The sequence below is a fragment of the Sphingobacterium sp. NGMCC 1.201703 genome (genome assembly GCF_047784615.1).
Taxonomy (GTDB): Bacteria; Bacteroidota; Bacteroidia; order Sphingobacteriales; family Sphingobacteriaceae; genus Sphingobacterium.
This window is the reverse complement of the sequence record NZ_JBLOHD010000006.1, coordinates 292,482-318,523: the sequence shown is the minus strand read 5'-3', so window position 1 is coordinate 318,523 and position 26,042 is coordinate 292,482. Positions and strand designations below refer to the sequence as shown.

Annotated in this window: 27 protein-coding genes; 17 read left to right on the top strand and 10 right to left on the bottom strand. The window is 38.8% G+C overall.

Annotated elements, in window-relative coordinates:
* Positions 1-30 precede the first annotated feature (30 nt).
* The 7 genes from ACK8HY_RS14925 to ACK8HY_RS14895 form a co-directional block, all read right to left on the bottom strand.
* A complete protein-coding gene (locus ACK8HY_RS14925; protein WP_077436882.1) occupies positions 31-441 on the bottom strand; it encodes a hypothetical protein in 411 nt (136 codons plus the stop codon).
* Positions 442-511: 70 nt separating this feature from the next.
* Positions 512-898, bottom strand: a complete 387-nt coding sequence (locus tag ACK8HY_RS14920) for a hypothetical protein (RefSeq protein WP_077436881.1) — start codon at positions 896-898, stop codon at positions 512-514.
* A 386-nt stretch (positions 899-1,284) separates the two neighbouring features.
* Complete coding sequence (locus ACK8HY_RS14915; protein WP_416134115.1) at positions 1,285-1,653, bottom strand: hypothetical protein; 369 nt, start codon at positions 1,651-1,653, stop codon at positions 1,285-1,287.
* 81 nt (positions 1,654-1,734) lie between these two features.
* A complete protein-coding gene (gene lpxK, locus ACK8HY_RS14910; protein ID WP_416134114.1) occupies positions 1,735-2,784 on the bottom strand; it encodes a tetraacyldisaccharide 4'-kinase in 1,050 nt (349 codons plus the stop codon).
* Positions 2,784-3,248, bottom strand: coding sequence for a gliding motility lipoprotein GldH (locus tag ACK8HY_RS14905; protein WP_077436878.1), 465 nt, complete (start codon positions 3,246-3,248; stop codon positions 2,784-2,786). Before ACK8HY_RS14905 ends, lpxK begins: the two co-directional genes overlap by 1 nt.
* Positions 3,249-3,302: 54 nt before the next feature.
* Positions 3,303-4,685 carry a PSP1 domain-containing protein gene (locus tag ACK8HY_RS14900; protein ID WP_175992057.1) on the bottom strand — a complete coding sequence of 461 codons (1,383 nt, stop codon included), beginning with the start codon at positions 4,683-4,685 and terminating at the stop codon, positions 3,303-3,305.
* 10 nt (positions 4,686-4,695) lie between these two features.
* Positions 4,696-5,838 carry an ATP-binding protein gene (locus ACK8HY_RS14895; protein ID WP_077436876.1) on the bottom strand — a complete coding sequence of 381 codons (1,143 nt, stop codon included), beginning with the start codon at positions 5,836-5,838 and terminating at the stop codon, positions 4,696-4,698.
* A 209-nt stretch (positions 5,839-6,047) separates the two neighbouring features.
* Between ACK8HY_RS14895 and dnaN the strand changes: the two genes are divergently transcribed.
* The 10 genes from dnaN (at position 6,048) to ACK8HY_RS14845 (ending at position 13,851) form a co-directional block, all read left to right on the top strand.
* Entirely contained in the window at positions 6,048-7,169 is a 1,122-nt protein-coding gene (gene dnaN / locus ACK8HY_RS14890; RefSeq protein ID WP_077436875.1) for a DNA polymerase III subunit beta, read from the top strand.
* A gap of 14 nt (positions 7,170-7,183) precedes the next feature.
* Positions 7,184-7,846: a DedA family protein gene (locus ACK8HY_RS14885; RefSeq protein ID WP_077436874.1), complete on the top strand. Its 663-nt coding sequence runs from the start codon at positions 7,184-7,186 to the stop codon at positions 7,844-7,846.
* Positions 7,847-7,871: 25 nt separating this feature from the next.
* Positions 7,872-8,519 carry a DedA family protein gene (locus ACK8HY_RS14880; protein ID WP_077436873.1) on the top strand — a complete coding sequence of 216 codons (648 nt, stop codon included), beginning with the start codon at positions 7,872-7,874 and terminating at the stop codon, positions 8,517-8,519.
* A 43-nt stretch (positions 8,520-8,562) separates the two neighbouring features.
* Positions 8,563-9,135, top strand: coding sequence for a CAP domain-containing protein (locus tag ACK8HY_RS14875; RefSeq protein WP_077436872.1), 573 nt, complete (start codon positions 8,563-8,565; stop codon positions 9,133-9,135).
* A gap of 93 nt (positions 9,136-9,228) precedes the next feature.
* Positions 9,229-10,104, top strand: a complete 876-nt coding sequence (locus tag ACK8HY_RS14870) for a YicC/YloC family endoribonuclease (protein WP_077436871.1) — start codon at positions 9,229-9,231, stop codon at positions 10,102-10,104.
* Between the two features lie 2 nt (positions 10,105-10,106).
* The gene (gmk, locus tag ACK8HY_RS14865; protein ID WP_077436870.1) at positions 10,107-10,676 is read left to right on the top strand and encodes a guanylate kinase; all 570 of its coding nucleotides are present in this window, start codon (positions 10,107-10,109) and stop codon (positions 10,674-10,676) included.
* A gap of 8 nt (positions 10,677-10,684) precedes the next feature.
* Positions 10,685-11,260 carry a nicotinate (nicotinamide) nucleotide adenylyltransferase gene (gene nadD / locus ACK8HY_RS14860; RefSeq protein WP_077436869.1) on the top strand — a complete coding sequence of 192 codons (576 nt, stop codon included), beginning with the start codon at positions 10,685-10,687 and terminating at the stop codon, positions 11,258-11,260.
* A gap of 236 nt (positions 11,261-11,496) precedes the next feature.
* Positions 11,497-12,252: a hypothetical protein gene (locus ACK8HY_RS14855; RefSeq protein ID WP_077436868.1), complete on the top strand. Its 756-nt coding sequence runs from the start codon at positions 11,497-11,499 to the stop codon at positions 12,250-12,252.
* The gene (locus ACK8HY_RS14850) at positions 12,233-13,012 is read left to right on the top strand and encodes a hypothetical protein (RefSeq protein WP_077436867.1); all 780 of its coding nucleotides are present in this window, start codon (positions 12,233-12,235) and stop codon (positions 13,010-13,012) included. The genes ACK8HY_RS14855 and ACK8HY_RS14850 overlap by 20 nt, the downstream gene beginning before the upstream one ends.
* The gene (locus ACK8HY_RS14845; protein ID WP_217700074.1) at positions 13,009-13,851 is read left to right on the top strand and encodes an SUMF1/EgtB/PvdO family nonheme iron enzyme; all 843 of its coding nucleotides are present in this window, start codon (positions 13,009-13,011) and stop codon (positions 13,849-13,851) included. Before ACK8HY_RS14850 ends, ACK8HY_RS14845 begins: the two co-directional genes overlap by 4 nt.
* A 27-nt stretch (positions 13,852-13,878) precedes the next feature.
* Here ACK8HY_RS14845 and ACK8HY_RS14840 read toward each other — a convergent pair whose 3' ends face one another.
* The 3 genes from ACK8HY_RS14840 to kduI form a co-directional block, all read right to left on the bottom strand.
* Positions 13,879-14,643 (bottom strand): SDR family oxidoreductase, encoded by a 765-nt coding sequence (locus ACK8HY_RS14840; RefSeq protein ID WP_175992064.1) that lies wholly within the window; start codon positions 14,641-14,643, stop codon positions 13,879-13,881.
* Between the two features lie 5 nt (positions 14,644-14,648).
* Positions 14,649-15,776: a DUF4861 family protein gene (locus ACK8HY_RS14835; RefSeq protein ID WP_077436864.1), complete on the bottom strand. Its 1,128-nt coding sequence runs from the start codon at positions 15,774-15,776 to the stop codon at positions 14,649-14,651.
* A gap of 89 nt (positions 15,777-15,865) precedes the next feature.
* Positions 15,866-16,711, bottom strand: coding sequence for a 5-dehydro-4-deoxy-D-glucuronate isomerase (gene kduI, locus ACK8HY_RS14830; RefSeq protein ID WP_077436863.1), 846 nt, complete (start codon positions 16,709-16,711; stop codon positions 15,866-15,868).
* A gap of 532 nt (positions 16,712-17,243) precedes the next feature.
* Here kduI and ACK8HY_RS14825 point away from each other — a divergent pair.
* The 7 genes from ACK8HY_RS14825 (at position 17,244) to secA (ending at position 26,032) form a co-directional block, all read left to right on the top strand.
* Positions 17,244-18,245, top strand: a complete 1,002-nt coding sequence (locus ACK8HY_RS14825; protein ID WP_077436862.1) for an AraC family transcriptional regulator — start codon at positions 17,244-17,246, stop codon at positions 18,243-18,245.
* Positions 18,246-18,865: 620 nt separating this feature from the next.
* Positions 18,866-19,486, top strand: coding sequence for a hypothetical protein (locus tag ACK8HY_RS14820; protein ID WP_416134111.1), 621 nt, complete (start codon positions 18,866-18,868; stop codon positions 19,484-19,486).
* A 126-nt stretch (positions 19,487-19,612) separates the two neighbouring features.
* Positions 19,613-20,293, top strand: coding sequence for a hypothetical protein (locus ACK8HY_RS14815; RefSeq protein ID WP_416134110.1), 681 nt, complete (start codon positions 19,613-19,615; stop codon positions 20,291-20,293).
* A gap of 126 nt (positions 20,294-20,419) precedes the next feature.
* Positions 20,420-21,229 carry a 5'/3'-nucleotidase SurE gene (surE, locus tag ACK8HY_RS14810; protein WP_416134109.1) on the top strand — a complete coding sequence of 270 codons (810 nt, stop codon included), beginning with the start codon at positions 20,420-20,422 and terminating at the stop codon, positions 21,227-21,229.
* Positions 21,219-21,479 (top strand): hypothetical protein, encoded by a 261-nt coding sequence (locus tag ACK8HY_RS14805; RefSeq protein WP_416134108.1) that lies wholly within the window; start codon positions 21,219-21,221, stop codon positions 21,477-21,479. Before surE ends, ACK8HY_RS14805 begins: the two co-directional genes overlap by 11 nt.
* Before the next feature lie 74 nt (positions 21,480-21,553).
* Positions 21,554-22,423, top strand: a complete 870-nt coding sequence (locus tag ACK8HY_RS14800) for a menaquinone biosynthesis family protein (RefSeq protein ID WP_416134107.1) — start codon at positions 21,554-21,556, stop codon at positions 22,421-22,423.
* 321 nt (positions 22,424-22,744) lie between these two features.
* Positions 22,745-26,032, top strand: a complete 3,288-nt coding sequence (gene secA, locus ACK8HY_RS14795; protein ID WP_416134106.1) for a preprotein translocase subunit SecA — start codon at positions 22,745-22,747, stop codon at positions 26,030-26,032.
* Positions 26,033-26,042 lie beyond the last annotated feature (10 nt).

Here is a 26,042-nt window from a genome sequence, read left to right as displayed (position 1 = left end):
GAGTTTTAATAATTCCATCAAACGGAATTATTATTGTTGTTGTTGATTGCTGTTTTCGTTCGTATTTTCCTTTTGTTCCGTTGGTGTCGGTGTTGTAGGAATGCTTACTGGAGGCCGCTCTTCGATATATTTTTGAAAAGCTGCTTTCTGTTCATCTGTCAATAGCTGAGCAATCTTGTTATCTGATTCGCCTTGGAGTTTTGCAATACTCTCTTTTTTCACATCCGGAGTAGTTGTAGAATCCTGTATTAGAGCTGCTACTGCTTTTTCTTGGTCCAGTACAATTGTTGATACAGCAGTTTTCTGTTCGTCATTCAGCGTAAGCTTCGTGACCAATTCGGTTACAACTTTAGTGGCATTTTCCTCTGGAGTTGCTTGTTGAGCGAAGGTAAGGCTCATCGCTAGGAAGAAACCTATACCGGTTAAAAATAACTTTTTCATGATGTTTAATTTTAAATGAATTATTCAATGAATCTATAAATGTCTTTTATTGTTAAATACCAATATTTTGTTAGTTTGAACTGGATTCTGTTTTAGAAGGTTCGGTCGTTGTCGGAACAGCTTTTGCCGGACGTTCGGCAATTACCTTCTGATAAATAGTTTTTTGATCTTCTGTCAGTAATTGACTGACTTTTGTATCTACTTCTGTTTGAAGTTTATTCAGAGTTTCTCCTTTCGCAGCAGCCGTGGAAGTGCTGTCTTTTAGAATCGTTTCTTCTGCTTTTGCTTGATCCAATAGAATAGAGGATACAGCAGTTTTCTGTTCATCATTCAGATTCAGCTTTTGTACCAGTTCGGTAGTAGCTTTCGCAGCGGTTTCTTCAGGTGTAACCTGTTGGGCGAATGTCAGGCTAAGTGCCAGACACAATCCTATACTTGTTAAAATTAGCTTTTTCATATCTATTGTATTTAAAAAGTTACAACTATGATCTCTTGATATAAAAACTATTAATGTGGGGGTTATATTGTATCAAGTATGTTACTTTAACAAATTTTTAACGCTACATGTTTGTGTATCTTGTTTATTATCAATGGTATATGTGTTTTTTCTGCAAGATACAATAGATAACGATTGTTTTGTTTTAAATAAAGGGTGGGAATCGCTTTTGATATAAAAGAAAGGATAAGCTTACTTGGAAGGATAAATGGTCTTAAAAGACCTAATAATGGTATTACAAGGCTTTATAAGTCCTATTTTATAGAGAAGTATACTTCTATTATTTGGAGCTAACCATAGATTAAATCATAAAAAAGGTCGATAAATAATCGACCTTCTCCATTAAATTAGTTTTCAGAACGTTTTTTCATTCTCTCCTTCATTTTTTCTTGCTGTTCATCGAATAGCTTTACCTGATCCGGAGTGAGCCAGGATTTTATTTTAGTTGCCTGCGCTTCTTGAAGCTGTTTAAACTTGTCCATATTTGCTTTGCGGTCTCCACCATCACTTTTTATTGCCGCTCGCTGTTGGGCTTGGCTTAATGTAAGATTATAGATGGAATCTTTTTGCACTTGATTAAGTGTGAGTAGTTTGTCAAGATGTTCCACACGCATCTTTGCCTGCTCTTCGGGACTACGTTGTTGGCGCTGTTGCGCAAAAGAAACTGTTGTCGCCAGAAGTAGGCCGCTTATTACCATTAAAGTTTTCTTTTTCATCGCTTTATATTTTAAGTTTACTTTCTTTTTGAATATAAATTTGACTAAAAAGTTTACTAAAATGTTAGCCCTTAACAAAATTTAAGGTTGATTAACACTTAATGCGACTGTTTCACTTATAATATTACAAAAGTGATCTCTTTGCTCTGGATCATTAAATTTAAGTCCAATTGGTAAATAGATGAGTTCTATCGTATCGAAACGATCTTTATATGGCTTTAGCCGTTGATAGTCCTTTTCCGTGGTTAATACTATTTTATTGCTGCTATTTAGCGATTGGAAAGCTTTTATGATTTGGTCAATATCGGAGTCGTTAAATGTATGGTGATCTCCAAAAGAAATATGATTGACAGCGTTCGCTTTTTTCTTGACGTGATCTAGCAACGGCTGTGGCCTGGCAATACCAGTCACTAATATGATATCCTTATCTCGGATATCAATTGGTCTCCCATCAGCACTAACAGGCTCAAAATAGTCTATATGACTAAATGCGATCAAGGCCTCTCTATTATAACGACGGAGTTTTTCTTCTATGTGTATCTTTTCCTCACTAGAAATGTTAGGCGGACATTTTGTAACGACTATGATTTGCGCTCGTTTAGATTCAGTAAGTAAGTCTCTGAAATTTCCTGCAGGAAAAACAAACATCGGTTGAGAAAAAGATCTAAAATCGAATAAGAGGATATTAAATGATGCTGATAATTTTCGATGTTGAAAGGCATCATCCAATATAATAAGCTGATGATCCGACTGAAGTTTTTCTATTCCAGTACAACGATCTTCACATACCGCTACTGTGACATTTGGAAGCTTGTTTTTGAATTGCAATGGTTCATCGCCTACATCAGTTGCCAAAGAATCTATTTGTACTGTCCGGAATCCTTTGGTCTTCCGGCCATATCCTCTGCTGAGGATAGCTACCTTGTAGTTACTACTGAGATAGGAGACAACAAATTCGGTCATGGGGCTCTTACCGGTACCACCAACAGCTAAATTACCAATTACGATGGTAGGAATTTGAAAAGATTGGGCTGGTAGCAAATGGAAATCATATAGCCGATTTCTTAACCATACGACTAATCCAAAAATAATGGAAAAAGGAAGAAGCAGATATCGTAGGAAAGTCCACATTATTTAGGTATTACGGTTAATCCAATATCTGTAATTTCTTGCAAGGGGTTTTCCCGCATATTCTGTTCAATGGATATCGTATATAATCCGGTGTCCGGAAATATATAATCTTTATGCAGGATAGCCTGTTGATTGTAGAGGCTACCGGATGATTTTCCCGCCCATCTTCCATCTGATTTTGCCAATTTAATTTCCTTGCGGAAGGTATGTGTTTTTTTATCAGGATTTTGCTGATAAATCAAAACAAAAAGATTAGAGAAAGCATATTCTGGAGTATGGCGTACATCCATTAATACATCATATTTCTTCGTATTGTCGCTAATATGAAATTGAAAACGAGGATGTGAAGTATGTAACCAAGTCTTATTTTCGATAGGTTTATTTTCATTTAAAATGGCAGTTTGGTCACAAGATGTCCATACACCAATACATAAAATTCCAAAAAGAAAAGCCTTTAGTTTCATTTTAAATCTATATAAATAGAATATGCCTAATATTTTTAATTAGGCATATCCGTTTTATTCTGTTTTTGAGGCAGTGTTGTTATTGTTGCCTTTGTTTTTATTTCTATGACGATTAAAGCGTTTTTTTGGTCGATTATTTTGACCTTCTTTATTCTCTTTGCCCGTCGGTGCCGTGTTTGCATTATCCGTATTGCTCTGCTGTTTTGCTACCACCTGCTTTGGAGAGTTTTGTTCAGCTTTATCGTTTTTCTGGCTATTTTTATTTTCCGGTTTGGCATTATTGCTTTTCGTTTTCCGTTTTTTCTTCCTTTTATTGCGATCATCCAGACGTGTCAAACTATCTTGACCGACTACATTCTCGTAATCGTAATTGACAATCTTTTCCTCTCGGATTTCTTCGGTATCTATTACACTTGATATAGCCTCAGGTTTAATTCCCTGCTTGTTCATTTCAACAAGTTCTTTGACCTGTTGAACTGGCATAGCAATCCAGTTTTCTGCTCCTGGGAAAGAAAACCACATCATTTTTTTGAAGATATCAGTTTTCTGGAGATAAGCGACACCTTTTTGTGTCTCAATACGATCTATATTATTTGGAATGTCTTTCAATGCATCCATATAACTATCCAATTCATAATTGAGACAGCATTTCAATTTGCCACATTGCCCGGCCAGCTTTAACGTATTTAATGATAAGTTCTGATAACGGGCGGCTGAAGTCGATACCGTTTTAAAGTCTGTCAGCCAAGTAGAGCAGCATAGCTCGCGGCCACAGGATCCGATACCGCCAAGACGGCTTGCTTCCTGTCGCATACCGATCTGTCGCATTTCAATCCGTATACGGAATGCTTCGGCCATTTTCTTGATCAATTCACGAAAATCCACACGACCTTCTGCTGTATAATAAAACGTTGCTTTCGTTTTATCCCCCTGATAGTCTACGTCGGAAATCTTCATCGATAAGCCTAAGTCTAAAGCAAGTTTACGCGCTTTATGCATGGTTTCCCATTCAAGATCTTTTGCCGCATTATACTTTTCTACATCCACTTCATTCGGTTTCCGATAGATTTTTTTTGTTACCATCTCCGGGGTAACATTATTCTTTTTTAACTGTAATCTAACCAATTCACCAGTCAAAGAAATGTGGCCTACATCATATCCACCTGTTGAGGGCTCTACAATGACCATTTCGCCCATTTCAAGGTAAAGGTTGTCTACATTAATAAAGAAATCTTTTCGAGATCCTTTGAACCGTACTTCTACGATATTGAAGGGTTTATAGTTTGATGGCATATCCATATCGGAAAGCCAGTCATATACATCTAATTTATTACATCCGCTGGTCATGCAAGAGCCATTATTTTGGCATCCCGCCGGTGTACCATTTACTGTGGTAGTACCGCAACCTCCGCCGGATGAGCAACTGCCACATCCCATAGTTTTCTATTTATATATATTGAGTTCCTTTCGGAAACGTTTTGTATTTGTACATTAATGTTAATTGCAAAGATAAATCTAAAAATAATATTTTGGGATTCGCATTTCTTTCGACAAAATAGTGCGTTTCCTCAAATAGATTTATTGTTGCTTCAATTTGTTCTATATCATAATGAACTGCAAATTTTTGAACAAAGTCCAATTCTTTCGCAGGTAAAAATACCAAACTGGATAGCCCCTCTTTGATCAAAATAATCTGTCGCATTATATTGATCGCATAAAAAAGAAAGCTTTTTTGATTTTCACGCCCCATTTTAGACAATTCCTCTTCTACCAAAGAGATCATATTTGTACCAGCATCCGATACAATAAATCGTAACCAGTTGACCAGAATACCGAAATGATTATTGGTCTGTGTGTTGAGTTGATTCAATGCTTCCTGTATGTTTCCGTCCGCTATAAAAGCTATCTCGGATGCTTCTTGATCGGAAAGATGATGCATTGTTTTCAAGTAATCAACGACTTCGGTATGACCCAGTTTTTTTATTTTTACCAGCTGTGTCCGTGAAATAATGGTATTTAAAATTTTATCTTGATTTTCTGCAACAAGAATAAATAACGTTTTTTCGGGCGGCTCTTCAATCAATTTTAATAATGCGTTGCCTTGGGTATCCAAGTATTCGGGCAACCACATAATCAAAACTTTATATTCAGCTTCGAATGCTTTAAGACTTAATTTCTTGATGATACCATGTGCTTCGGCAATATTAATATTGACCTGTTTATTATCTGCATCCAACAGGTTTCGCCAGTATTCCAACCCCATGTAAGGATTGGTTAAAAAGGATTTTCGCCAGTTTTCAGCATAATCTGTCGCTGTATCTTCCTTGTGCTTGGCAATAAACGGATAAGACATGTGCAAATCTGGATGGATCAGTTTGCTGTATTTTCGGCAGGAAGGGCATTCGCCACAACTATCGGTCGTTTGTTTATTCTCACAGTTTAAAAACTGAGCATAAGCATAGGCTAGCGCAAGGCTTCCGGATCCCTCTGGGCCAAGAAATAATTGCGCATGACTCACACGGTTTTCATGAACCGTACGAACAAGATGTTCTTTGATGTCTCTATGCCCAATGATATCTTTAAACTGCATACACTATTGCTATTATACAAATGTAATAAATATTGTGATTTATAAGGGTGTATTTGCTTTCTATACTTTTGGAAGTGTGCTTATTAATTGAAATACAATCGCTTATTTACGTGTAATAAATCTTCGTATGTGGAAAGAAAGGCAGTTACAAAACCGAAAAATATTGATTAATTTGTGTATTATTGCACATAATAATTAGTAATTAGGAAATGAGATTCATTGTATCAACATCAATTTTATTAAAGCAGTTACAAGCTATCAATGGAGCATCTAGTACAAGTACTGTTTTACCAATATTGGAAAACTTTCTTTTTGAAATAAAAGACAATAACTTGACTATTTCTGCTACCGATCTGCAGACAAGTATGGTTACTTCTTTACAGATTGAAGCAAAAGAAGAAGGAAGGGTAGCAATGCCTTCAAAGATTTTGATAGAAACATTAAAAACTCTCCCTGATCAACCCGTTGCTTTTTCAGTAGACATGAATACATTGGCTATTGAAATTAGTGCTGGTGACGGTAAATATAAATTGAGCGGAGAAAATGCAGATGATTTTCCTAAAATTCCGTCTATTGATAACGGATCTATTATCCAAATGCCTGCTCCGGTTCTTTCAGAAGCTATCAGTAAAACCATCTTTGCGGTGAGCAATGACGAATTAAGACCGGCAATGTCTGGGGTTTTGGTACAATTGGCCGAGAAAAATGTAACTTTCGTTTCTACAGATGCACATAAATTGGTACGTTACACCAGATCGGATATCAGTGCTGAAAAACCTGCTTCACTTATTTTACCTAAGAAAGCACTTTCTCTGCTTAAGTCTTCACTACCTTCGGATGATACAACAGTATCTATCGAATATAATCAGACAAATGCATTTTTTAGCTTTGGCAATATCAATTTGATCTGTCGTTTGATTGATGAGCGCTATCCTGACTATGCTGCAGTGATTCCGCAGGTTAATCCAAATAAGCTAACTGTTGATAGACTACTTTTCTTAAATACATTAAGAAGGGTTGTAATTTTTGCGAATAAAACAACACACCAGGTACGTTTGAAGATCTCAGGTAGCGAATTGAATATCTCAGCTGAAGATCTGGATTTCTCTAATGAGGCACATGAACGTTTGTCATGTCAATTTGAAGGCGATGATATGGAAATAGGTTTTAATGCCAAGTTTTTGGTGGAGATGTTAAACAACCTTGAAAGCGAAGAAGTGGTTATCGAAATGAGCACACCAAATCGTGCCGGTTTGTTGATTCCTGCTACATCCGAAGATCATGAGGATATTTTAATGTTGGTTATGCCAGTAATGTTGAATAACGCTTAATCTCCTGATCGGTTTTGGAAATAATTACACATCTTATTGACTTTATTCTCCATATTGATAAGCATTTGGTTGAAATCGTCAACGACTATCAGCTATGGACATACCTTATTTTGTTTCTCATTATTTTTGTTGAAACAGGTGTTGTTGTCATGCCTTTCTTGCCCGGAGATTCCCTATTGTTTGCTGCCGGAATGCTTGCTGCACAACCAAATGACCTTAATGTGTGGTTAATGATCTTGATTTTGTTGATAGCAGCGGTAACTGGAGATTCGCTGAATTACTCCATAGGAAAGCACTTCGGGATGCGATTAACAAAAATCAAACTTTTTGGCAAACAGGTTGTCAAGGATGAGCAGATTGCCAAAACACATGCTTTCTATGACAAATATGGTAGTAAAACAATTGTAATTGCCCGTTTTGTCCCTATTGTACGTACGCTAGCACCATTTGTTGGCGGAATCGGAAAAATGAATTACGGCACTTTTATCACTTATAACGTTGTTGGGGCGGTATTGTGGGTCGGCGGTATAACGTTAGCTGGCTATTTTTTGGGTAATATTCCAATTATTCGAGATAACTTTTCGAAAGTGGTACTACTGATCATTTTTATTTCAGTACTGCCTATTATATTTGAGTTGGTCAAAGAAAAAATAAAAACTAAAAAGGGAGTTCAATAGGGCTCCCTTTTTTTATTTATCAAATATGGAGATTGTTTCTCAGCTGGTCGATTTTATCCTACATATTGATCAACACCTGTTGCAGATTGTCAATACCTATGCTGGATGGACTTATTTCATTCTATTCTTGATTATATTTGCTGAAACAGGATTTGTGGTTACACCATTCCTTCCGGGAGATTCAGTATTATTTGCATTGGGAACCATTATTGCCCGACCAGAAAGCAATCTTTCACTGTCACTTTTCCTATTTATTCTAATATGTGCGGCTATTTCTGGCGATTTTGTGAATTATGAGATAGGTAAATATTTTGGAATTCGAGTTTTTAAACCAGATTCAAAAATTTTTAAACCATCCTATCTTCAAAAAACACAAGATTTCTATGCAAAATATGGTACTAAAACCATTGTTTATGCTCGTTTTGTACCTATTGTCCGAACTTTTGCCCCTTTTGTAGCTGGTATTGGCAAAATGCCATACCGCATTTTTGGCAAATACAATATAGCAGGTGGTATATTATGGGTATCGTTATTTATTCTAGCGGGTTACTTTTTTGGGCAGATTCCTTTTTTCAAGCAGAATTTTTCCTTGGTTGTATTAGCTATCATATTTATTAGCCTAATACCCATGTTGATACAGTTTTTAGTGGTTAAAAGGTCAAAAAAAGATTAAACGTTAAATACTAAAGTCAGTCTTTTAAGGTTAAAGGATTGATATGAAATACTTCATTTTAGCATTTACCTTATTTGTCACACAGCTTGCTTTGGGGCAACGTGTCTCTGTCGATCGTCACCAAGCGAAAGAAGCCTACGATCTCTTGAATAAAATCCGAACAAATCCTGAGAGATATAAAAAGGAACTGAAGCTTTTTAATTTGCATAAGGTTACCCGAACAAAGCTTAATTGGAACAAACAACTTGCCGAAGTGGCAGAATATCGTGCTAAGGATATGGCCAAACGGTCTTATTTTGATCATGTCTCTCCTGAGGGTTATGGCCCCAATTATTTTATCGAAGAAGCCGGATACCCGCTCAATCAGGCTTGGTTAAAAAAAAGGAATGCCAATAATTTTGAATCCATTGCTGCTAATCGTGCCAGTGCGACCGATGCGATTAAAGCATTGATCATCGGTAGAGAGGCACCCGGTTATCATCACCGTACACATCTGTTAGGTATGGATCAGTGGAATGGCTCGCTATATGATATCGGAATCGGCTATGTAAAGTGTAAGGGGGCCAGACCTTACGAAAGCTATCTCGTTGTTATTATTGCTAAGCATGACTGGTAAATAAAATATCCTATTTGAAGGTAATTTGAGGAGTATCAGCAATTAATCTATGTTGCGTCTTCAACTTTTATTCGAAAAGTCATACCTTTGCATATGATAAAATCCATGACAGGATATGGCACGGCTTCCAAAGAAAACGGTAAAGTCAAGTATAGTGTCGAAATAAAGTCCTTAAATTCAAAATTCCTTGAATTAAATCTTCGTCTGCCCAAAGTAGTTTCGGACAAAGAATTGACCTTGCGCACAGAGTGCAGTAAACTTATTGAACGCGGAAAAGTTAATCTGAACGTGACCGTAGAATATACTGATCAAACAGCCAAGGCTTCATCCATCAACGCTGATTTACTGAAAAAATATTATGGTCAATTGCAGCAGATTGCAAATGAACTAAATGATAACCAAGTTAATCTATTTGAATTGGCGTTGAATATGCCGGAAGTTGTCACCAATAACGATGATACAGTTGATGATGAAGAATCCAGCGTATTGATGGATGCTTTTTACGATGCGGTCAGACATTTCAATACATTCCGTGAGGACGAGGGAAATGTACTGGCCCAAGATCTAAAAAAGAGAGCTGAACTTATCTTGACTTATCTGGGTGAGGTGGAAGGTTTGGAAGTTGAGCGTATCCCATTGATCAGACAACGTATAGAGCAATTTCTAAATGACAGCGTGGGCAAAGAGAACGTAGATCAAAATCGTTTTGAACAGGAACTTGTTTATTATATCGATAAATTGGATGTCACTGAAGAGAAAGTTAGATTGCGTTCCCATTGTAACTATTTTCTGAAAGCCTTTGATTCTGCTGACTCCAATGGTAAGAAACTAGGTTTTATCTCTCAAGAAATGGGTCGTGAAATCAATACCTTAGGGTCCAAAGCTAATCATGCCGGTATTCAGCAAATCGTGGTCAGAATGAAAGAAGAATTAGAAAAAATAAAGGAGCAATTGCTCAACGTATTATAAGGATGAGCGGTAAATTAATTATTTTCTCAGCACCGTCAGGGGCGGGAAAAACAACTATAGTAAGAGACCTATTAAGTAAACATGGTGATAAAATAGAATTTTCTATTTCTGCGAGTACCCGCGATCCCAGGGGACAGGAAGTCGATGGAAAAGACTACTACTTTATGTCCAAGGAAGAATTTTTGCATAAAGTGGCCAAACAAGAGTTTATCGAATTTGAAGAGGTATATTCGGGTACATTCTATGGCACTTTGCGTTCAGAAATCGAACGCATCTGGAAAGAGGGTAAAAATGTTATTTTCGATATCGATGTTGTTGGTGGGTTGCGCCTGAAATCTAAATTCCCAGAACAGGCTATCTCCATATTTGTACAGCCACCTTCCTTGGAAGTGCTTAAAGAACGTCTGACCGGACGCGGCACAGATTCGGAGGAAAAGCTGCAAGAGCGATTTGCTAAAGCTGAATTGGAACTTACCTATGCGAATAAGTTTGATGTGATCCTGAAGAATTATGATCTGGCGACGGCCTGTGCTGAAGCAGAAGAAATTGTCATGGGTTTTATCAATAAATAAAGCGCTAGATGAAAAAGATTGGTTTGTTTTTTGGTTCTTTTAATCCGGTGCATGTTGGGCATTTGATTATAGCAAATTACATGGCCAATTTTACCGGGCTGGATGAAGTTTGGTTTGTAGTATCGCCACAGAACCCCTTTAAGAAGAAATCAACCTTAGCAGATCCCTATGACCGTTTGGAAATGCTAAATCTTGCGGTTGAAGATTGTGAACATTTACGCGTAAGTGACATCGAATTCCATTTGCCGGTACCATCCTACACCATAGATACATTAACCTATCTAAAGGAAAAATATCCGACTAGAGAATTCGTGCTTTTAATGGGTGAGGATATCTTAGAATCATTGGAGAAATGGAAGAATGCTGAGATTATTTTGCGTGATTATCATATTTATGTGTATCCCCGGCCAGGCTATCATGGTGGGAAGCTAAAGGATCATCCTTCCATAACCATGACTGATACACCCTTAATGGAACTTTCCTCTACCTTTCTGCGAAAGGCAATTAAAGAGCATAAGAATATTCAGTTTTTCACGCCGCAAAAAGTGATTGATTTTATAGATAAAAAAGGGCTTTATTCATAAGGATTGCAAAATATACAAAGTGAATCCCCGGACTTGCTAAAAGGTCCGGGGATTTTTGTTTTCTATGTCCTTTGAAAACTAATGGAGCAGCGCATAGCTTTGGAAAATGTAGATATATCGAAAGTAATGCCATTAGGGATCAGAAGTAGATAAAGTTTATGATATTGGATTTGAGAAATGGAATTGTTTTTGGTAGGAATAATTTTATTACTTTTAAATAGCATTAATTATATTTTATGAGAGGTTTATTTTTAATACTTATTTGTCTAAGTAGCCTGACCCGTGTTTTTGCGCAGACAGAAAACGAAGCGGGAAGTGATTATATCATGGATCCCGCTGCTATTGAATTCAGAACGAAGATGACAATACCACCCTATGGATTGGCTAAAGTCAAAGCAATGATAGCAAAATTATCCCCAGTAGCGGATAAAGATGGTACAGATACTGGAGTATTGGCTCTCTCCGCAGTTGATTTTAAGAATCTTAGTTTACGTGAAAAATTTACGTATACGATGATCCACGCTGAAGTATATGCTCAAAATTGCGATATACCCGAAAACCAAAAGGCCATCGATAAGAAGATATTTGGCAAGTTGCTCGATGGTTTTAATGAAGCGTGGTGGTCGGAGAGGCAGACAGATTTTCTACAGGAAAATAGGGATTCAGTCATGAGGCTCATCCAGGAGTCTGTTACAAGAAGTAAACGGATGGGGGTGAATTATAAAGAAACTATTGAACAGATCAATGGCTGGCAAATGATTCCATTTATCATTGAATATGCAAAGAATACCCCTAAAGATAAGGATGCATTGACTTTATTGTTATTACTGATGAAACGTGGCGAGTATAGCGAATTCATGAAGTCAACTTCATTCAAAAAGCTATATGGCGATACGAGTAACTACTATTCCTATTTAGACTATAATAAGGAGAATGAAGCATTAATCTATCGTAGAGCAATGGGGTATTACAATGAAAAAAAAGGTAAATAAAATATGGGCTTGTTGGCTGATTTTGCTTGGCTTTATCAGCAGTCCGAGTTTTGGTCAAGAATATAAAGATGCCGCCTGGGATGAACCGCGATCAAAAGATTCACTTTATTATGCTATGCGGGAAAGGGCAAGCATACCCCCTTTTGGTCTCAAGAAGGTTCAGGACCTAGTTAAACAACGACTGAAGAGTCTGCCAGATGAGGCATTGGTAGACTATGATGCTGGAATTTCGCGCACCAACTTTGACAAGTTGAGCTTCGAAGAAAAGTTTACTTATACCATGATCTATCCGGAAATTTATAGTCAGGCTTGTGCCGAGCGAATGTTTGTATTCGAACCCCAGAAGAAGATATTTGGGCATTTACTTTTTGTTTATAATGGTGTCTTCTGGAGTGAACGGCAACTCCGGTTTATGAAAGATAATAAAAAAAGAATAATCGATTTGATTAGGAATCAAGCGAGCCGAAATCGTTCCCTTGGATTAAACTATAAAACTGCTTTGATAGAGATTGATGGATGGGAAAGTATTCCTTTTTTGATCAGTTTTTATAAAAAAAATCCGAAGGATAAGGATATATTGACCACTTTGCTCCAGTTATTAAAGAAATCAGATTTGGAAGGGTTTGAACAATCTAAAATATACAATACGTTATACGGAGCAGATACACATTATGATAGTTGCATAAATTTTTCGAGCGCCAACGAAGCGTATATTATTGAATCCGCTAAAACCCTCTACAACAAACGTCAAAACCAGTGAGATTAGCAATATTGATATGGGCCATATTTCTCCTAAACTGTCTATCATTAATGGGGCAGGAGAAGGGATATGTTTTAATTCCTGGGGGAGATTATCAATTGGGGGATACGATGAGTCTGGATAATCCGAAAAGAACAGTACACGTTGAACCTTTTTGGATTGCCCAATACGAACTGACCAATGCCGAATTTGAAAAATTTATACAGGCGACGGGCTATCAGACTTTGGCAGAACGATATCATAATGCGATGGTATTTGAGCCTGGGCTTGCGGAATTCCGGTGGCTGCAGGATAGTACTGCTTATTGGCGTTTTCCAAATGGGATAAGCCGGGGTGGTATAATGGACAAAATGGATCATCCTGTTACTTGTATATCTTTTAAAGACGCATTGGCTTTTTGCGCTTGGGCTAATTGCCGCTTACCCACTTTTGAGGAGTGGGAGGTCGCTGCGCGAGCGGGAAATGATGGACGTTATTTTGATGGGGTGAATAAGGAAAATATAGGTCAATATGCCAATATATGGCATGGTAGGGATCACCTTAAAGCTGACTTATCCGACGGTTATATGTATACTTCTCCGGTAGGGGCATTCAGACCGAATCCATGGGGACTTTATGATGTATTTGGTAATGTATTTGAATTTTGTTGGGGCAAGCTAAATAGGGATGGGGAGCGTTATGTGGCTCATGCAAGAGGAGGGTCATGGTGGTGCAGTAGAAATAGCTGTTCGGCATTCAATACAGTCTATATTGGTTCTGTTAGCCCGAATGCCTCATTCAGTAATCTCGGATTTAGGATCGTAAAAAAAGTCTTTACCCCGAAGGACAAAGACTTTTAAAACGAAAAATCCTAAAAGGTTGATTTTTTATCTTCCCATCCAGCCACCATCGACAGTAAGGATGGTGCCATGTACGTAATTTGCTGCTTTTGAAGCAAGGAATACCGCTGGGCCTTTAAAGTCTTCCGGCGTACCCCAGCGTCCAGCAGGTATACGGTCCAGGATAGATTTAGAACGCTCTGGATCGTCTCTCAATGCTTCCGTATTATCCGTTGCAATATAACCTGGAGCAAAACCATTTACATTTACTCCCTTAGCGGCCCATTCATTTGCAAAAGCCTTTACCAATGACCCTATTGCACCTTTGGAGGCTGCATATCCAGGAACGTTGATGCCGCCTTGAAAAGTCAATAACGATGCCGTGAATACAATTTTTCCAGTTCCACGTGAAATCATATCTTTTCCAATTTCCCTTGTCAGGATGAATTGTGCATTTTGATTGATTTCAATGATTTCATCCCAGTACTCATCGGGATGTTCAGCTGCTGGTTTACGTAGGATATTTCCGGCGTTGTTGAAAAGGATGTCTATGGTTGGATGCTCCGATTTTACTTTTTCAATAAATTGATAGAGTTCGGTTCTTTTTGAAAAATCACATTGATAAGCATAAAAATTCCTTCCTAATGCTTGGATGGATCTTTCTACCGCCGACCCTGTTGTCTCCAGCGATGCTGAAACACCAATGATATCTGCCCCAGCTTCCGCTAATGCTTCGGCTATAGCTTTACCTATGCCTCTTTTACAGCCAGTTACCAAAGCGACCTTCCCGGTCAAATCAAAAGATTGCAGTATGGACATTATTTCGAGTATTTTATCGTTAATGGTTGATTTAAGTTATTTCTGAATTCTCTGATATAGGATTGCCATTGATCAAAACTGGTTATTTTTCCCGCTTTGTTGAATGCAGCTCCAGCAAAATAGGTCAAAGGGCTGTTGTTTGTGACCGTAGTTGCCAATAAAAACTGTTTTGGGCTATCCTTAAATATATATTTTACTTTGTTAGGCAAGATCACGGCGGTCCCAGTGATTTTATCCCCCTCTGCAGGCTCCCAATAAGCTAAAATACCATTTTTGGTGTCATTTAAGAGCTGAGGTTTATCCTCTTTTCGTTTGGCAAGACCAACGACTACAGGGGTGCTGCTTGAAGTCGTATTTTTGATTGCATAACGTATTTTGTTCAGTTGGCTTCCCGCGTCCAGCGAGACTGTTTTTTCAACTTGTATATTTTGACCCTTGACATTTTCTGGTTCATAGATAAGCTTAAACGTCGTGCGTAAGGGACCATTATCTAAGACTTCATATTGACGATAATGTTTGTGATAGACGACCTGCTGATCAATAAATGGAGTTGCGTCGCCTACTCCTAGAGTTTGACCCACAGAATAGTAATCTAAGCCTTTACCATGATCGGCATGATAATCCCCTGTTTTATACCATTCGTCAATAATAAGGTCATTTGTTCTCTTAGCCCAAAAATCAAATCCTTGGGCATCTTCAGAGCTACCCTCTAATGCTTTTCCATAGGCCCTGAATGCAGCAATGTCATTTTCCCAGGCAAAGTCATCCTTACGTTCGGGGACATAACGTGCAAATGTTTTGGTCGCAACGGTTTTTGGATTATTTCCAGTTACACCAAAAGTCAAAGCACTTCGAGGCGCAATAGATACTTGTATCAGTACATTTTGAGGGGTTGACTGTCCTAGCTTTTCCAATTGGTAAGCCAGTTCCGCTTTATCCTTGCTATCAACAATCGTAAAGACATTTTTCTTCAACTCGAAATGTTTTTCGAATGTTGCATAAGGAATACTGATCAGCTCTGTTCTAGATACTGCTGAAGGATTTTTAACCGTAATCGTCTTATTGTTTTGGGCAAAAGCGATACTCGAAAGCCCTAGCGTTAAACTTAATATGAATGTTCTCTTCATTTGATAAAGGATTAAAGAAAAAAGATTAAAGACAGTGTTTGTAAGCGGGATGCTTGACCAGCCAAGATCTCAAATCTATTATCTAAATACTACTTAAGTTCGGTAATAGCACATTTATCCATATCATCGTAGTCGAGGTTTTCGCCCGCCATACCCCAGATAAATGTATAGTTGGATGTTCCAGCTCCTGAGTGAATTGACCAAGGTGGAGAAATGACAGCCTGATCATTATGCATCCAGATATGACGTGTTTCGTCTATCGGTCCCATAAAATGAGATACAGCCTGACCTTCTGGCAATTCAAAGTAAAAATAAACCTCCATACGACGGTCATGCGTATGCGATGGCATCGTATTCCATACGGATCCTGGCTTTAGCTCTGTCATTCCCATTTGTAGCTGACAGGTCTGTACAACTTTATTCAGCAACATCTGATTGATGGTACGGTGGTTGGCTGTTTCCAGAGATCCTAATTCTATTTTATTGGCATCTTCCTTAGTGACCTTTTTGGTAGGATAACTCTGGTGCGCTGGAGTTGAGTTTAAATAAAACTTTGCCGGATTCGCACTGTCTTGGCTTGAAAAATAGATATCTTTTGCGCCTTGTCCGATATAGAGCGCTTCTTTGGTTTTAAGTTCATACAATGTTCCATCTACCTCTACCTGCCCATTACCGCCGACATTGATAATACCCAATTCTCTTCTAGAGAGAAAGTAAGGTTCTTTTAATAATTCAGGGATTGTTTCTAATTTAATTTTAGAATTTACAGGCATTGCCCCACCGGCCATGTAACGATCATAGTGTGTATACACAAAGTTAATTTTATCCGTTTCAAAAACTTTTTCAATGAGAAAATTATCTCTTAATCCTTGTGTATCTAACGTTTTGTATTCTTTAGGCCCGATTGCATAACGGGATTCAAAATTAATGCTCATAACTGAATGATTTTTCTTTATTTGAAAGCTAAATTTAGGGCTAATATTTTTCAAAAACGATACAATCTTACGCAATCGATGTCGTATTGATTTGCTATAAATTTTTTGTCCTTATTTTAACTACTTGAGCCGGGTTATTTTAGTAAATTTCTGGTTTTTTCCACGATAGCACCTGTACATTGTTTCGGATGATATCTTCATCAGCACCATAGATTAGATGAGGGTTCGCTGTTTGAGGGCTGACCAACTCAGCAAAGTATTTTAAATTTTATTGTCTTTAATTTTGAGATATCTTGAAACTAATTTTGAAATATCTGATGTTAAACTTTGAAATTTCATAAAGTAAACTTTGAAAAATCTGTCGTAAAACGATTAAATAATCTTATTGATTTCAAGATTCAGGATAGCAGTAATATTCGATCTGTTACAGCCCTGGGAGAAATTTCCGGTTTATAGGTCGTAACAAAATTATGGCCTGTTTTGTTGTTACACATAAAGTCATTAAATTTAATGTAAGACACCAATTATTTGCATGCTCAAGCAGAATTTTGTTCAATCACTATATACACGATCAAATACCAATAGAAAATACGATGGTTATTTGGCTTTTTTGCCAGAGTCTGAGGAGGGGCAACTACTGTTGCCAATAGCAATAGCAAACCAACGCATATTCCAGACCGCTGACTTCGCGTGGATTGAATGCAAGCAGGAAAGCATTGATAAGCCATTTTCTGTTCCTATAAAAACGGATGATTATTCCTTTTGGATCCATCTTCATTTCGTTGGCAATGGAAAACTTAAATTGACAGCGCCATTAGTGATTTCATCGGGACAGGCTCATTGCTATCAACTGAAAGAACAGTCGCCCGAATTAGTACTTCATGAAGGAAAGTCATGGTTTCTGACATTGGGGATCGCGGGAAAACATTTGGACGGTTTAATGATCGAGTATCCCAAACTGAAGACTTTAATAACCGGTAGTAATCAACAAACTGAATTTTATTTTGGCCATACCCCGATCCAGAGCAAGCTATATGCTATTTTAGCGTCGTTGCAACGTTTTGAATTTCGCTCTTTTGGTACAGGCTTTCAGCTAGCAAATTGGAACTTGCGGTTATTCCAGCAACTGTTTCAGGACTTAAAGCCAGCTCAACCTGCTGCTGATAACAGCGATGCAATGCTTTATCATAACGCTGTTCGTTATATCCGTCAACATTTTAGTGACGAGGATATCTCGGTCACCAAGATCGCCGATGCAATGAATGTAAGCGTGCGTAAACTCTCACGTAGCTTTGAAGGGAAATCCTTTACCGTCGTCGGTATGATCCTCGAATATCGATTGTTGGATGCAAAAGAATATCTGCTGCACACCGATGATACATTAGCTTCCATCGCATTCTCGCTTAATTTTGCTTGTGCAAAGAACTTTTCCCGACAATTTAAAAAGCGATTTGGAATAGGTCCCAATGAATTTAGAGCTCAAAGACGTAAAAAAGAGCCTTTTGTTAAGAAATCAATTCGTTCACTGGGATAAAATTATGCCTCATCCTATTCGAACAAGACCTGGTTTCTCTAATCCCATAGTCCATTTGTGTCAAAAGCAAGCAAGCTCGCTTCAAATGAGGATGCTGTTGTTGTAAACGAGATCAGTGATGACCGAGATGAGTTCATCTTTTGTTCAAATGAGTTTAACGTCAGCTCAACACTGCCTTCATTTGAGCAAACAGTAAGATCGTTTCTCTTATCCTTGATTACATTTCCTCTAAAACAGCTCTGCTTTGGTCCATTCGAGATCAGCGATCATCCAAATGGATTAACTTTTTGATCAAACGAGATCAAAATATTTTCAAGTCTGAACTCATTTGGTTCATCGCTGATATCATTTGGTTCATCACTGGTATCATTTGATGAAAAGCTGAATGCATTTAACCAAAAGCAGGATCCCAACAGTAAGTGTTTGCTTACCACTAAAATGTGACTTTAAGGGGGAGCTGGTTATGATTTTTAGTCTATTTTTCAATGGAGGGGGCAAAATCGGCAACAGAAAGTCCTGTTTCGCCGAAAAGTTGGCCGATTTTGCCCCCATTTTCGCCAGGAGGCTGTCGTAGATTTGAGCCATTAACAAATTTATTTACATTTTAAATTATTACAATTATGGCAAAGCCAACAGTATCAAATCAAACTAACACTGAAGCAAAACTGCTTAAGTATGCTGAAAATGTTTTCAAAAAATCTACTGAAAACGCAAGTCTTTTCCCCGAAGCCACGACACTTCTGGCGGATCTGGGTGTAGTTCTCGAGCTTTTCCGAGATGGTATTACCGAAGCGAATTATCGCGATAAGCGTCAAGTCGTTATCAAAAATCAGCACGGAGCTAGGCTGAAACAGGCTTTGTACCATCTTTCATTACATGTAGAGCTTGTCGCAAACGGAGATGCCAACCTAATTCTGGCAGCGGGATTTATTCCGTCAAAGGACAAAGCAAACGCAGGCTACGTCGGTATTTCTCCGAAGCCAACCGGATTGACCGTACAATTGGGGGCACAAGGCTTGCTGATGGCTGAGCTGGGAGTCAAATCATGGCAATCAGCGCGCTTCTACCAATTTGAGTACCGTGCGGTCGGTGCAAATGCCTGGACAACAGTCATTAGTCCAAAATCGAAGGTTTCAATCAGAGACCTCGAACATTTGCAGGAATACGAGTTTCGTGTAACTTATTTGGGACCCGATCCTACACCTGTTTACAGTGATTCCGTACGATGTTATATCGTGTAACGGTTAATAGTGGTAATTTCCCTTAGGCATAGCAGAGGGAAATTGCCACTTTTTTACCGAATATATTTTTTCTTTGTTAGCTTTAAATAAGCGATTGCCAATTTAGAATAAACAATAACCATGGATATGAGAAATATCACGATCAACCATCCGTTAAGAACGATAAATTACCTGACAGAGGATATTGGCTCCCCTAGCCAATTGGAAGAAGGAGCATTATTGGCGTATAGAAAATCACATGATCAAGCCTGGTTCATGAAAACTCGCTTCGTAGAGGAAAGAGGGAATACCCTATTGGAGTCCATCGCGCTGGCAGATCTTGATGCAGAAATTGCCGACTTGACAGATATGCTGGAATGGTACAAGGAGACAGGAGAGCTAAATCAGGAGCAGCCGCTGGCTGATGTGGATATCAAATTACAGATCGAACTGCGTGACTGTTACCTAAAAATTGAAGAAGCGCATCGGCGTACGGTGAGATTCTATGATCGTATTGCCCTGCGTGAGCAAGTATACAATGATATTGTAGATAAGTATTACAGATATGAAAAACCATTAGATCCTTTAAAATTCAAGGTACTGGATGAGGTATTTGAGTTTGCCAGCGATATGAATGTCGATGTTGAATCGTTGAGCACTGACCTAGAGGATTTCCTGTCCGTATTATTACAGGTATATGATCTGCTGGAAGATTATTTTGTAGCTTATCATGATCTTTACAAAGGCTATGGCGACACCGTACATAAAATGGCAGCGTTGACCAAATCGGCGCAGATCCTCCGCCCGTTTTGGCAAGCTCAAAGTTAATCCTTTTGGGTTCTAATTCCTAGAAAACGAGACCAATCCTGTACTCAATAGCCCCAATGAGCGTTTCTATGAATTAAAATTGTCCTTATTATTTACATCTCGGTTTCAGATTTGCTAACTTCGTATATGGTAAAGAAGAAACCGAATATTTTAGTTGTTAACGACGATGGTATCACAGCTCCGGGGATTAAGGTGTTGTTGGAAGAAATGCAAAAGATTGGCAATGTGGTTGTCGTCGCACCGGATTCAGCACAATCGGGGATGGGACATGCGATCACGCTCGGTCGGCCGCTGCGATTGGATAAAATCAATCTCTACGAAGGAGTGGAGATGTATCAATGTTCAGGAACACCCGTTGATTGTGTCAAGCTTGCGGTGAATAAAGTCTTCAAAGGGCAGAAGCCGGATATCTGCGTGTCCGGGATTAACCATGGACTCAACAATTCCATCAATGTGCTGTATTCAGGAACAATGTCCGCTGCGGTGGAGGGGGCGATCGAAGGAATACCGTCTGTCGGTTTTTCGTTGGATAATTTTTCTCATGATGCAGACTTTAGCTACTGTAGGCCATATGTAATTTCCATAACAGAACAGGTCTTGGCCAACGGCCTACCTAAAAACACCTTGCTGAATGTTAATTTTCCGCAAACGCAAGGGTTCAAGGGGATTAAAATCTGTAGACAGGCTGGAGGACATTGGGTGGAGGAATTTGATGAGCGTATAGACCCCCACAACCGTGATTATTATTGGACCACGGGAAAATTTGTTTTGCAGGATCGGGGGGAAGATACGGATAGCTATGCGCTGGCAAATGGCTATGTATCGGTTGTTCCTACGCAGTTTGATATGACTGCACATCATGCCATACCCGAACTGAATTCATGGAGTTTTGACCATTTGGAAGGTAAAACAAAACATAGCAAAGGTGAAAAATAATCTTTGGGTAGGCTCGGGCATAGGAATTGCTTTTCCCTTGCTGGCATTTTTGTTGGTGCGTTTCACCGATATCGAACTTCATTTTCTGCCCGAGAAGCCAATGGCAACCTATACCATTGCCGTATTGATCGATTTGATTTTCTTAAGGTTTGCATACCGTTCAGGTAATGATCAAATAGGAAAAGGAATTATTCTCATGACATTTTTGGCCATGATATTATATTTAATTACACATAAAGTGACGGTATAAACAACATGTAAATAAGTGGCGGCACAGTACTTGTTTACGAAATTTTTATCTGTCCATATTTTAAGAAGAATAAGATGAAATTAACATTGGGGTTTTCTCCCTGTCCAAACGATACATTTATATTTGACGCCTTGATCCATCATAAGATCGATACAAAAGGGCTGGAGTTTGAAGTAGCGTATCAAGACGTTGAGACATTAAATTTAAAGGCCTTCCAAGGAGATCTTGATATCACCAAACTGAGTTATCATGCATTTGCTTATGCCGTTGAAGACTATGAACTCTTGGATGCGGGTAGCGCTCTGGGCTTTGGTGTAGGGCCAATGCTTATTGCTAAGGATGCCGATTTGGCAAAAAAACTTCAGGATAAACTGCAGAATGGTGAAGGTTTAGGCGAATTTGATAAGTTGAAGGTCGGATATCCGGGTAAGTTTACGACGGCGAATTTCCTGTTAGGCCTGGCATTTCCGGAATTAACCAATAAAATAGAGCTGGTTTTTTCCGATATTGAGGGTGCATTATTGGATGGTTCAATTGATTTGGGACTTATTATTCATGAAAATCGGTTTACTTACGCAGAAAAAGGATTGTATAAGGTGGTTGATCTCGGCGAATATTGGGAAAGTACGACAAAATTTCCGATTCCCCTGGGAGGTATCGTCGTGAAGAGGTCGTTGCCAAAGGATGTGAAAGATACGCTTAACACAATTTTAAAAGAGAGCGTAGAGTTTGCTTTTTCAAATCCAAAGTCCGGCTTGGAGTTTATCCGTAGCCATGCGCAGGAAATGAGCGAGGAGGTGATGTATAAGCATATTGAGCTTTATGTCAATAAGTATTCGGTCGAACTGGGGGCTGAAGGGCGTAATGCCATTACTAAAATGTTTGAAAAAGCACAGGAAATGGGCTTTATCCCGCATTCGGATAAAAAACTTTTTCTTTCATAGTATTGCCCAACTTTATTTAGCCCTTGTCTACTTTAATCGTCTGTACGGGAAGGATCAGCCATGTTTTTAAGTATAGCTATTTTTGATCTGGATAGAAAACGATAGGGATAATTATAGCAAGAAAACATAGAGAGTGGGATAATTAGCGAAAAGGAGAATAGGCTGCATATCCGGCGGAAAAAAATAACGCAAAAAAAATAAGGGTAAGCTGTTAGATATCATATCTAATAACTAAATTTGCCCGATTAGTGTCAAATTGTCTGCAATTTTACTTTGGAGTCATTATTGTACAAAATCTTTAGTTGAGATAGAAAAAAAATTATGTTAAAGTTTTTAAGTAAATTATTTGGAAGTAAATCCGAAAGAGATATCAAGGGGATTCAGCCAGTTGTAGAGCAAATCAAAGCTGAATATGATAAACTTTCAAATCTAACCAATGACGAGTTACGTGCCAAGACCGCTGACTTCAAAGAAAGAATTAAGAATTACCTCGCAGATATTGACCAGGAGATAGATACGCTAAAAGCAGAGGCGGATCAAGACGAGGAAGATATGGCAAAGAAAACTTCGATTTACGAACAAGTGGACAAATTGTCCAAAGACCGTGATAAGAAGTTGGAAGAGGTATTGAAGGACATTTTACCAGAGGCCTTTGCCGTGGTGAAGGAAACCTCAAGACGTTTGACTGAAAATGAAGAACTGGAAGTTACTGCCAGCGATTTTGACAGAGAATTGGCTGTCTACAAGCCGAATGTTATCATCAATGGAGATAAAGCCATTTGGAAAAACAAATGGATGGCTGCAGGGACTGAGGTTACCTGGAACATGGTACATTATGATGTACAGTTGATCGGTGGTATCGTACTACATAGCGGGAAAATTGCCGAGATGGCTACGGGTGAGGGTAAGACATTAGTTGGAACCCTGCCAACTTACCTGAACGCGCTTTCTGGACAAGGGGTACATATCGTGACTGTGAATGACTATCTTGCACGCCGTGACTCTGAATGGAACGCTCCGCTATTTGAATTCCACGGTTTATCGGTAGATTGTATTGATAAACACCAACCAAACTCTCCTCAACGTCGTAAAGCTTACCAAGCTGATATCGTATATGGAACGAACAACGAATTTGGCTTCGACTATTTGCGTGATAACATGGTGCAGACGCCAGATGCATTGGTGCAGGGAAAATTGCATTTTGCGATGGTCGATGAGGTTGACTCGGTATTAATTGACGATGCCCGTACACCTTTGATTATTTCCGGACCGATCCCTCGTGGTGATCAGCATGAGTTCTATCAATTGAAACCACGTATCGAGCGTTTGGTACATGTTCAGAAAGCCTACATCAATACCGTATTAAATGATGCCAAAAAAGCTTTGGCTGCAGGTGATTCTGATGTAGAAGGTGGAGGTCTGGCTTTATTAAGAGCTTATAGAGGTTTACCTAAAAATAAAGCATTAATCAAATTCTTAAGTGAAGGTGCGAACCGTTCTATTTTGCAAAAAGTAGAGAACTACTATATGCAAGAGCAAAATAAAAATATGCCTAAAGTTGATGCAGAACTTTATTTTGTCATTGATGAGAAGAATAATCAGGTTGAACTGACAGAAAAAGGGATTGAATTGATCACAGCGACAGGCGAGGATCCTTCATTCTTTATTTTACCTGATGTGGGTACTGAGATTGCGGAAATTGAAAAGTCTTCGTTGACTTTGGAAGAAAAAGCAGCTCAGAAAGAGGACTTATTGCGCGATTATTCGATTAAGGCTGACCGTATTCACTCAATCAACCAGTTATTGAAAGCATATACTTTGTTTGAGAATGATGTGGAATATATCGTGGACGAGGGTAAAGTAAAAATTGTCGATGAGCAAACTGGCCGTATCATGGATGGGCGTCGTTACTCAGACGGTTTGCACCAGGCTATCGAAGCGAAAGAAAATGTAAAGGTCGAAGATGCGACACAAACGTACGCGACGATTACTTTACAGAATTACTTCCGTATGTACCACAAACTTTCGGGGATGACTGGTACTGCTTCAACAGAAGCTGGCGAGCTTTGGGAAATCTATAAATTGGATGTTGTTGAAATCCCTACAAATCGTGGTATCCAACGTGAGGACCGTCAAGATTTGATTTACCGTACTGCGCGCGAAAAATACAATGCGGTAGCAGAAGAAATTCAACGATTGACAGAACAAGGTCGCCCGGTGTTGGTTGGTACAACATCAGTTGAAATTTCCGAGTTGTTGAGTCGTATGCTTCAGTTACGTAAAATCAAACATAACGTATTGAATGCAAAATTGCACCAAAAAGAGGCTGATATTGTAGCCGAAGCAGGTCGCCCCGGACAAGTAACTATTGCCACAAATATGGCTGGTCGTGGTACGGATATTAAATTGGCCGAAGCTGTGAAAAACGCGGGAGGTCTTGCCATTATCGGTACTGAAAGACATGAATCCCGTCGTGTTGACCGTCAGTTACGTGGTCGTGCAGGTCGTCAGGGAGATCCGGGATCATCACAATTCTTCGTTTCGTTGGAAGATAACTTAATGCGCTTATTTGCTTCTGAAAGAATCTCCAATATCATGGTGAAAATGGGTGTTGAAGAAGGTGAAGTGATGCAACACAGTATGTTGACCAAATCTATCGAGCGTGCACAGCGTAAAGTCGAGGAGAACAACTTTGGAATTCGTAAACGTCTATTGGAATATGATGACGTCATGAACTCCCAACGTACAGTAATCTATTCTAAACGTAAAAATGCTTTGTTTGGCGAGCGTTTGGATGTGGATTTGAATAACATGATTTTTGATGTTGCTGAAGAGATCGTTGCCGAAGCAAAAGAGCAAGGTAACTACGAAGACTTCCAAATTGAGGTTATCCGTATCTTTGCTATTACACCAGAAATCACTGCTGAAGAATTTGCGCAAGGAAAGATCGAAGGGTTGACAGACCGTCTTTTTGACCAGGCAATTAGAGCATATCACCATAAAATAGATGCTATTGGTGCATTGACAGTTCCTGTATTAAACAATGTATACGCAGAACGCGGTCAAATTGTTGAGAATGTCGTTATTCCATTTACAGATGGTGTACGTGGTATCCAGGTTTCTGCTAATCTGAAAAAAGCGATCGACACCAATGGTAAAGAGGTTTTCAAATCTTTTGAAAAAGGTATCGTCCTAGCATTGATCGACGAAGCATGGAAAGAGCATTTACGTGAAATGGATGATCTAAAACAATCCGTTCAAAATGCTGTTTATGAACAAAAGGATCCAATCATTATCTATAAAATGGAAGCCTTTAACTTGTTCAAGTCTATGTTGGCTTCTATGAACAAGGATGTCGTGAGCTTTATTTTCAAAGGTGAGATCCCAGGACAGGAAACAACTTCATTACAGGCTAGACAAGTAACTCAAGCTCCTGTAAAGACGGTTGAAACAAAAGCAGAGCTGGTTTCCCCTACAGGCGTTAGTGAAGAGGATGTGAATGAAGGTCCGAAAGAGCCTATCCGTAATGAGAATACAGTAGGACGCAATGACGAATGTCCTTGTGGTTCTGGAAAAAAATATAAAAATTGCCACGGCGCAAATAACTAATCGATAAGAA

Excerpts from the sequence above, each read along its gene's own strand:
- ACK8HY_RS14915 (WP_416134115.1), bottom strand. The coding sequence starts at position 1,653 with ATGAAAAAGAAAACTTTAATGGTAATAAGCGGCCTACTTCTGGCGACA.
- ACK8HY_RS14820 (WP_416134111.1), top strand. The coding sequence starts at position 18,866 with ATGGCAAAGCCAACAGTATCAAATCAAACTAACACTGAAGCAAAACTG.
- ACK8HY_RS14925 (WP_077436882.1), bottom strand. The coding sequence starts at position 441 with ATGAAAAAGTTATTTTTAACCGGTATAGGTTTCTTCCTAGCGATGAGC.
- ACK8HY_RS14855 (WP_077436868.1), top strand. The coding sequence starts at position 11,497 with ATGAGAGGTTTATTTTTAATACTTATTTGTCTAAGTAGCCTGACCCGT.
- ACK8HY_RS14870 (WP_077436871.1), top strand. The coding sequence starts at position 9,229 with ATGATAAAATCCATGACAGGATATGGCACGGCTTCCAAAGAAAACGGT.
- ACK8HY_RS14900 (WP_175992057.1), bottom strand. The coding sequence starts at position 4,685 with ATGGGATGTGGCAGTTGCTCATCCGGCGGAGGTTGCGGTACTACCACA.
- gmk (WP_077436870.1), top strand. The coding sequence starts at position 10,107 with ATGAGCGGTAAATTAATTATTTTCTCAGCACCGTCAGGGGCGGGAAAA.
- ACK8HY_RS14880 (WP_077436873.1), top strand. The coding sequence starts at position 7,872 with ATGGAGATTGTTTCTCAGCTGGTCGATTTTATCCTACATATTGATCAA.
- ACK8HY_RS14905 (WP_077436878.1), bottom strand. The coding sequence starts at position 3,248 with ATGAAACTAAAGGCTTTTCTTTTTGGAATTTTATGTATTGGTGTATGG.
- dnaN (WP_077436875.1), top strand. The coding sequence starts at position 6,048 with ATGAGATTCATTGTATCAACATCAATTTTATTAAAGCAGTTACAAGCT.
- surE (WP_416134109.1), top strand. The coding sequence starts at position 20,420 with ATGGTAAAGAAGAAACCGAATATTTTAGTTGTTAACGACGATGGTATC.
- secA (WP_416134106.1), top strand. The coding sequence starts at position 22,745 with ATGTTAAAGTTTTTAAGTAAATTATTTGGAAGTAAATCCGAAAGAGAT.
- ACK8HY_RS14825 (WP_077436862.1), top strand. The coding sequence starts at position 17,244 with ATGCTCAAGCAGAATTTTGTTCAATCACTATATACACGATCAAATACC.
- ACK8HY_RS14920 (WP_077436881.1), bottom strand. The coding sequence starts at position 898 with ATGAAAAAGCTAATTTTAACAAGTATAGGATTGTGTCTGGCACTTAGC.
- ACK8HY_RS14835 (WP_077436864.1), bottom strand. The coding sequence starts at position 15,776 with ATGAAGAGAACATTCATATTAAGTTTAACGCTAGGGCTTTCGAGTATC.
- nadD (WP_077436869.1), top strand. The coding sequence starts at position 10,685 with ATGAAAAAGATTGGTTTGTTTTTTGGTTCTTTTAATCCGGTGCATGTT.
- lpxK (WP_416134114.1), bottom strand. The coding sequence starts at position 2,784 with ATGTGGACTTTCCTACGATATCTGCTTCTTCCTTTTTCCATTATTTTT.
- ACK8HY_RS14850 (WP_077436867.1), top strand. The coding sequence starts at position 12,233 with ATGAAAAAAAAGGTAAATAAAATATGGGCTTGTTGGCTGATTTTGCTT.
- ACK8HY_RS14800 (WP_416134107.1), top strand. The coding sequence starts at position 21,554 with ATGAAATTAACATTGGGGTTTTCTCCCTGTCCAAACGATACATTTATA.
- ACK8HY_RS14875 (WP_077436872.1), top strand. The coding sequence starts at position 8,563 with ATGAAATACTTCATTTTAGCATTTACCTTATTTGTCACACAGCTTGCT.
- ACK8HY_RS14895 (WP_077436876.1), bottom strand. The coding sequence starts at position 5,838 with ATGCAGTTTAAAGATATCATTGGGCATAGAGACATCAAAGAACATCTT.
- kduI (WP_077436863.1), bottom strand. The coding sequence starts at position 16,711 with ATGAGCATTAATTTTGAATCCCGTTATGCAATCGGGCCTAAAGAATAC.
- ACK8HY_RS14815 (WP_416134110.1), top strand. The coding sequence starts at position 19,613 with ATGAGAAATATCACGATCAACCATCCGTTAAGAACGATAAATTACCTG.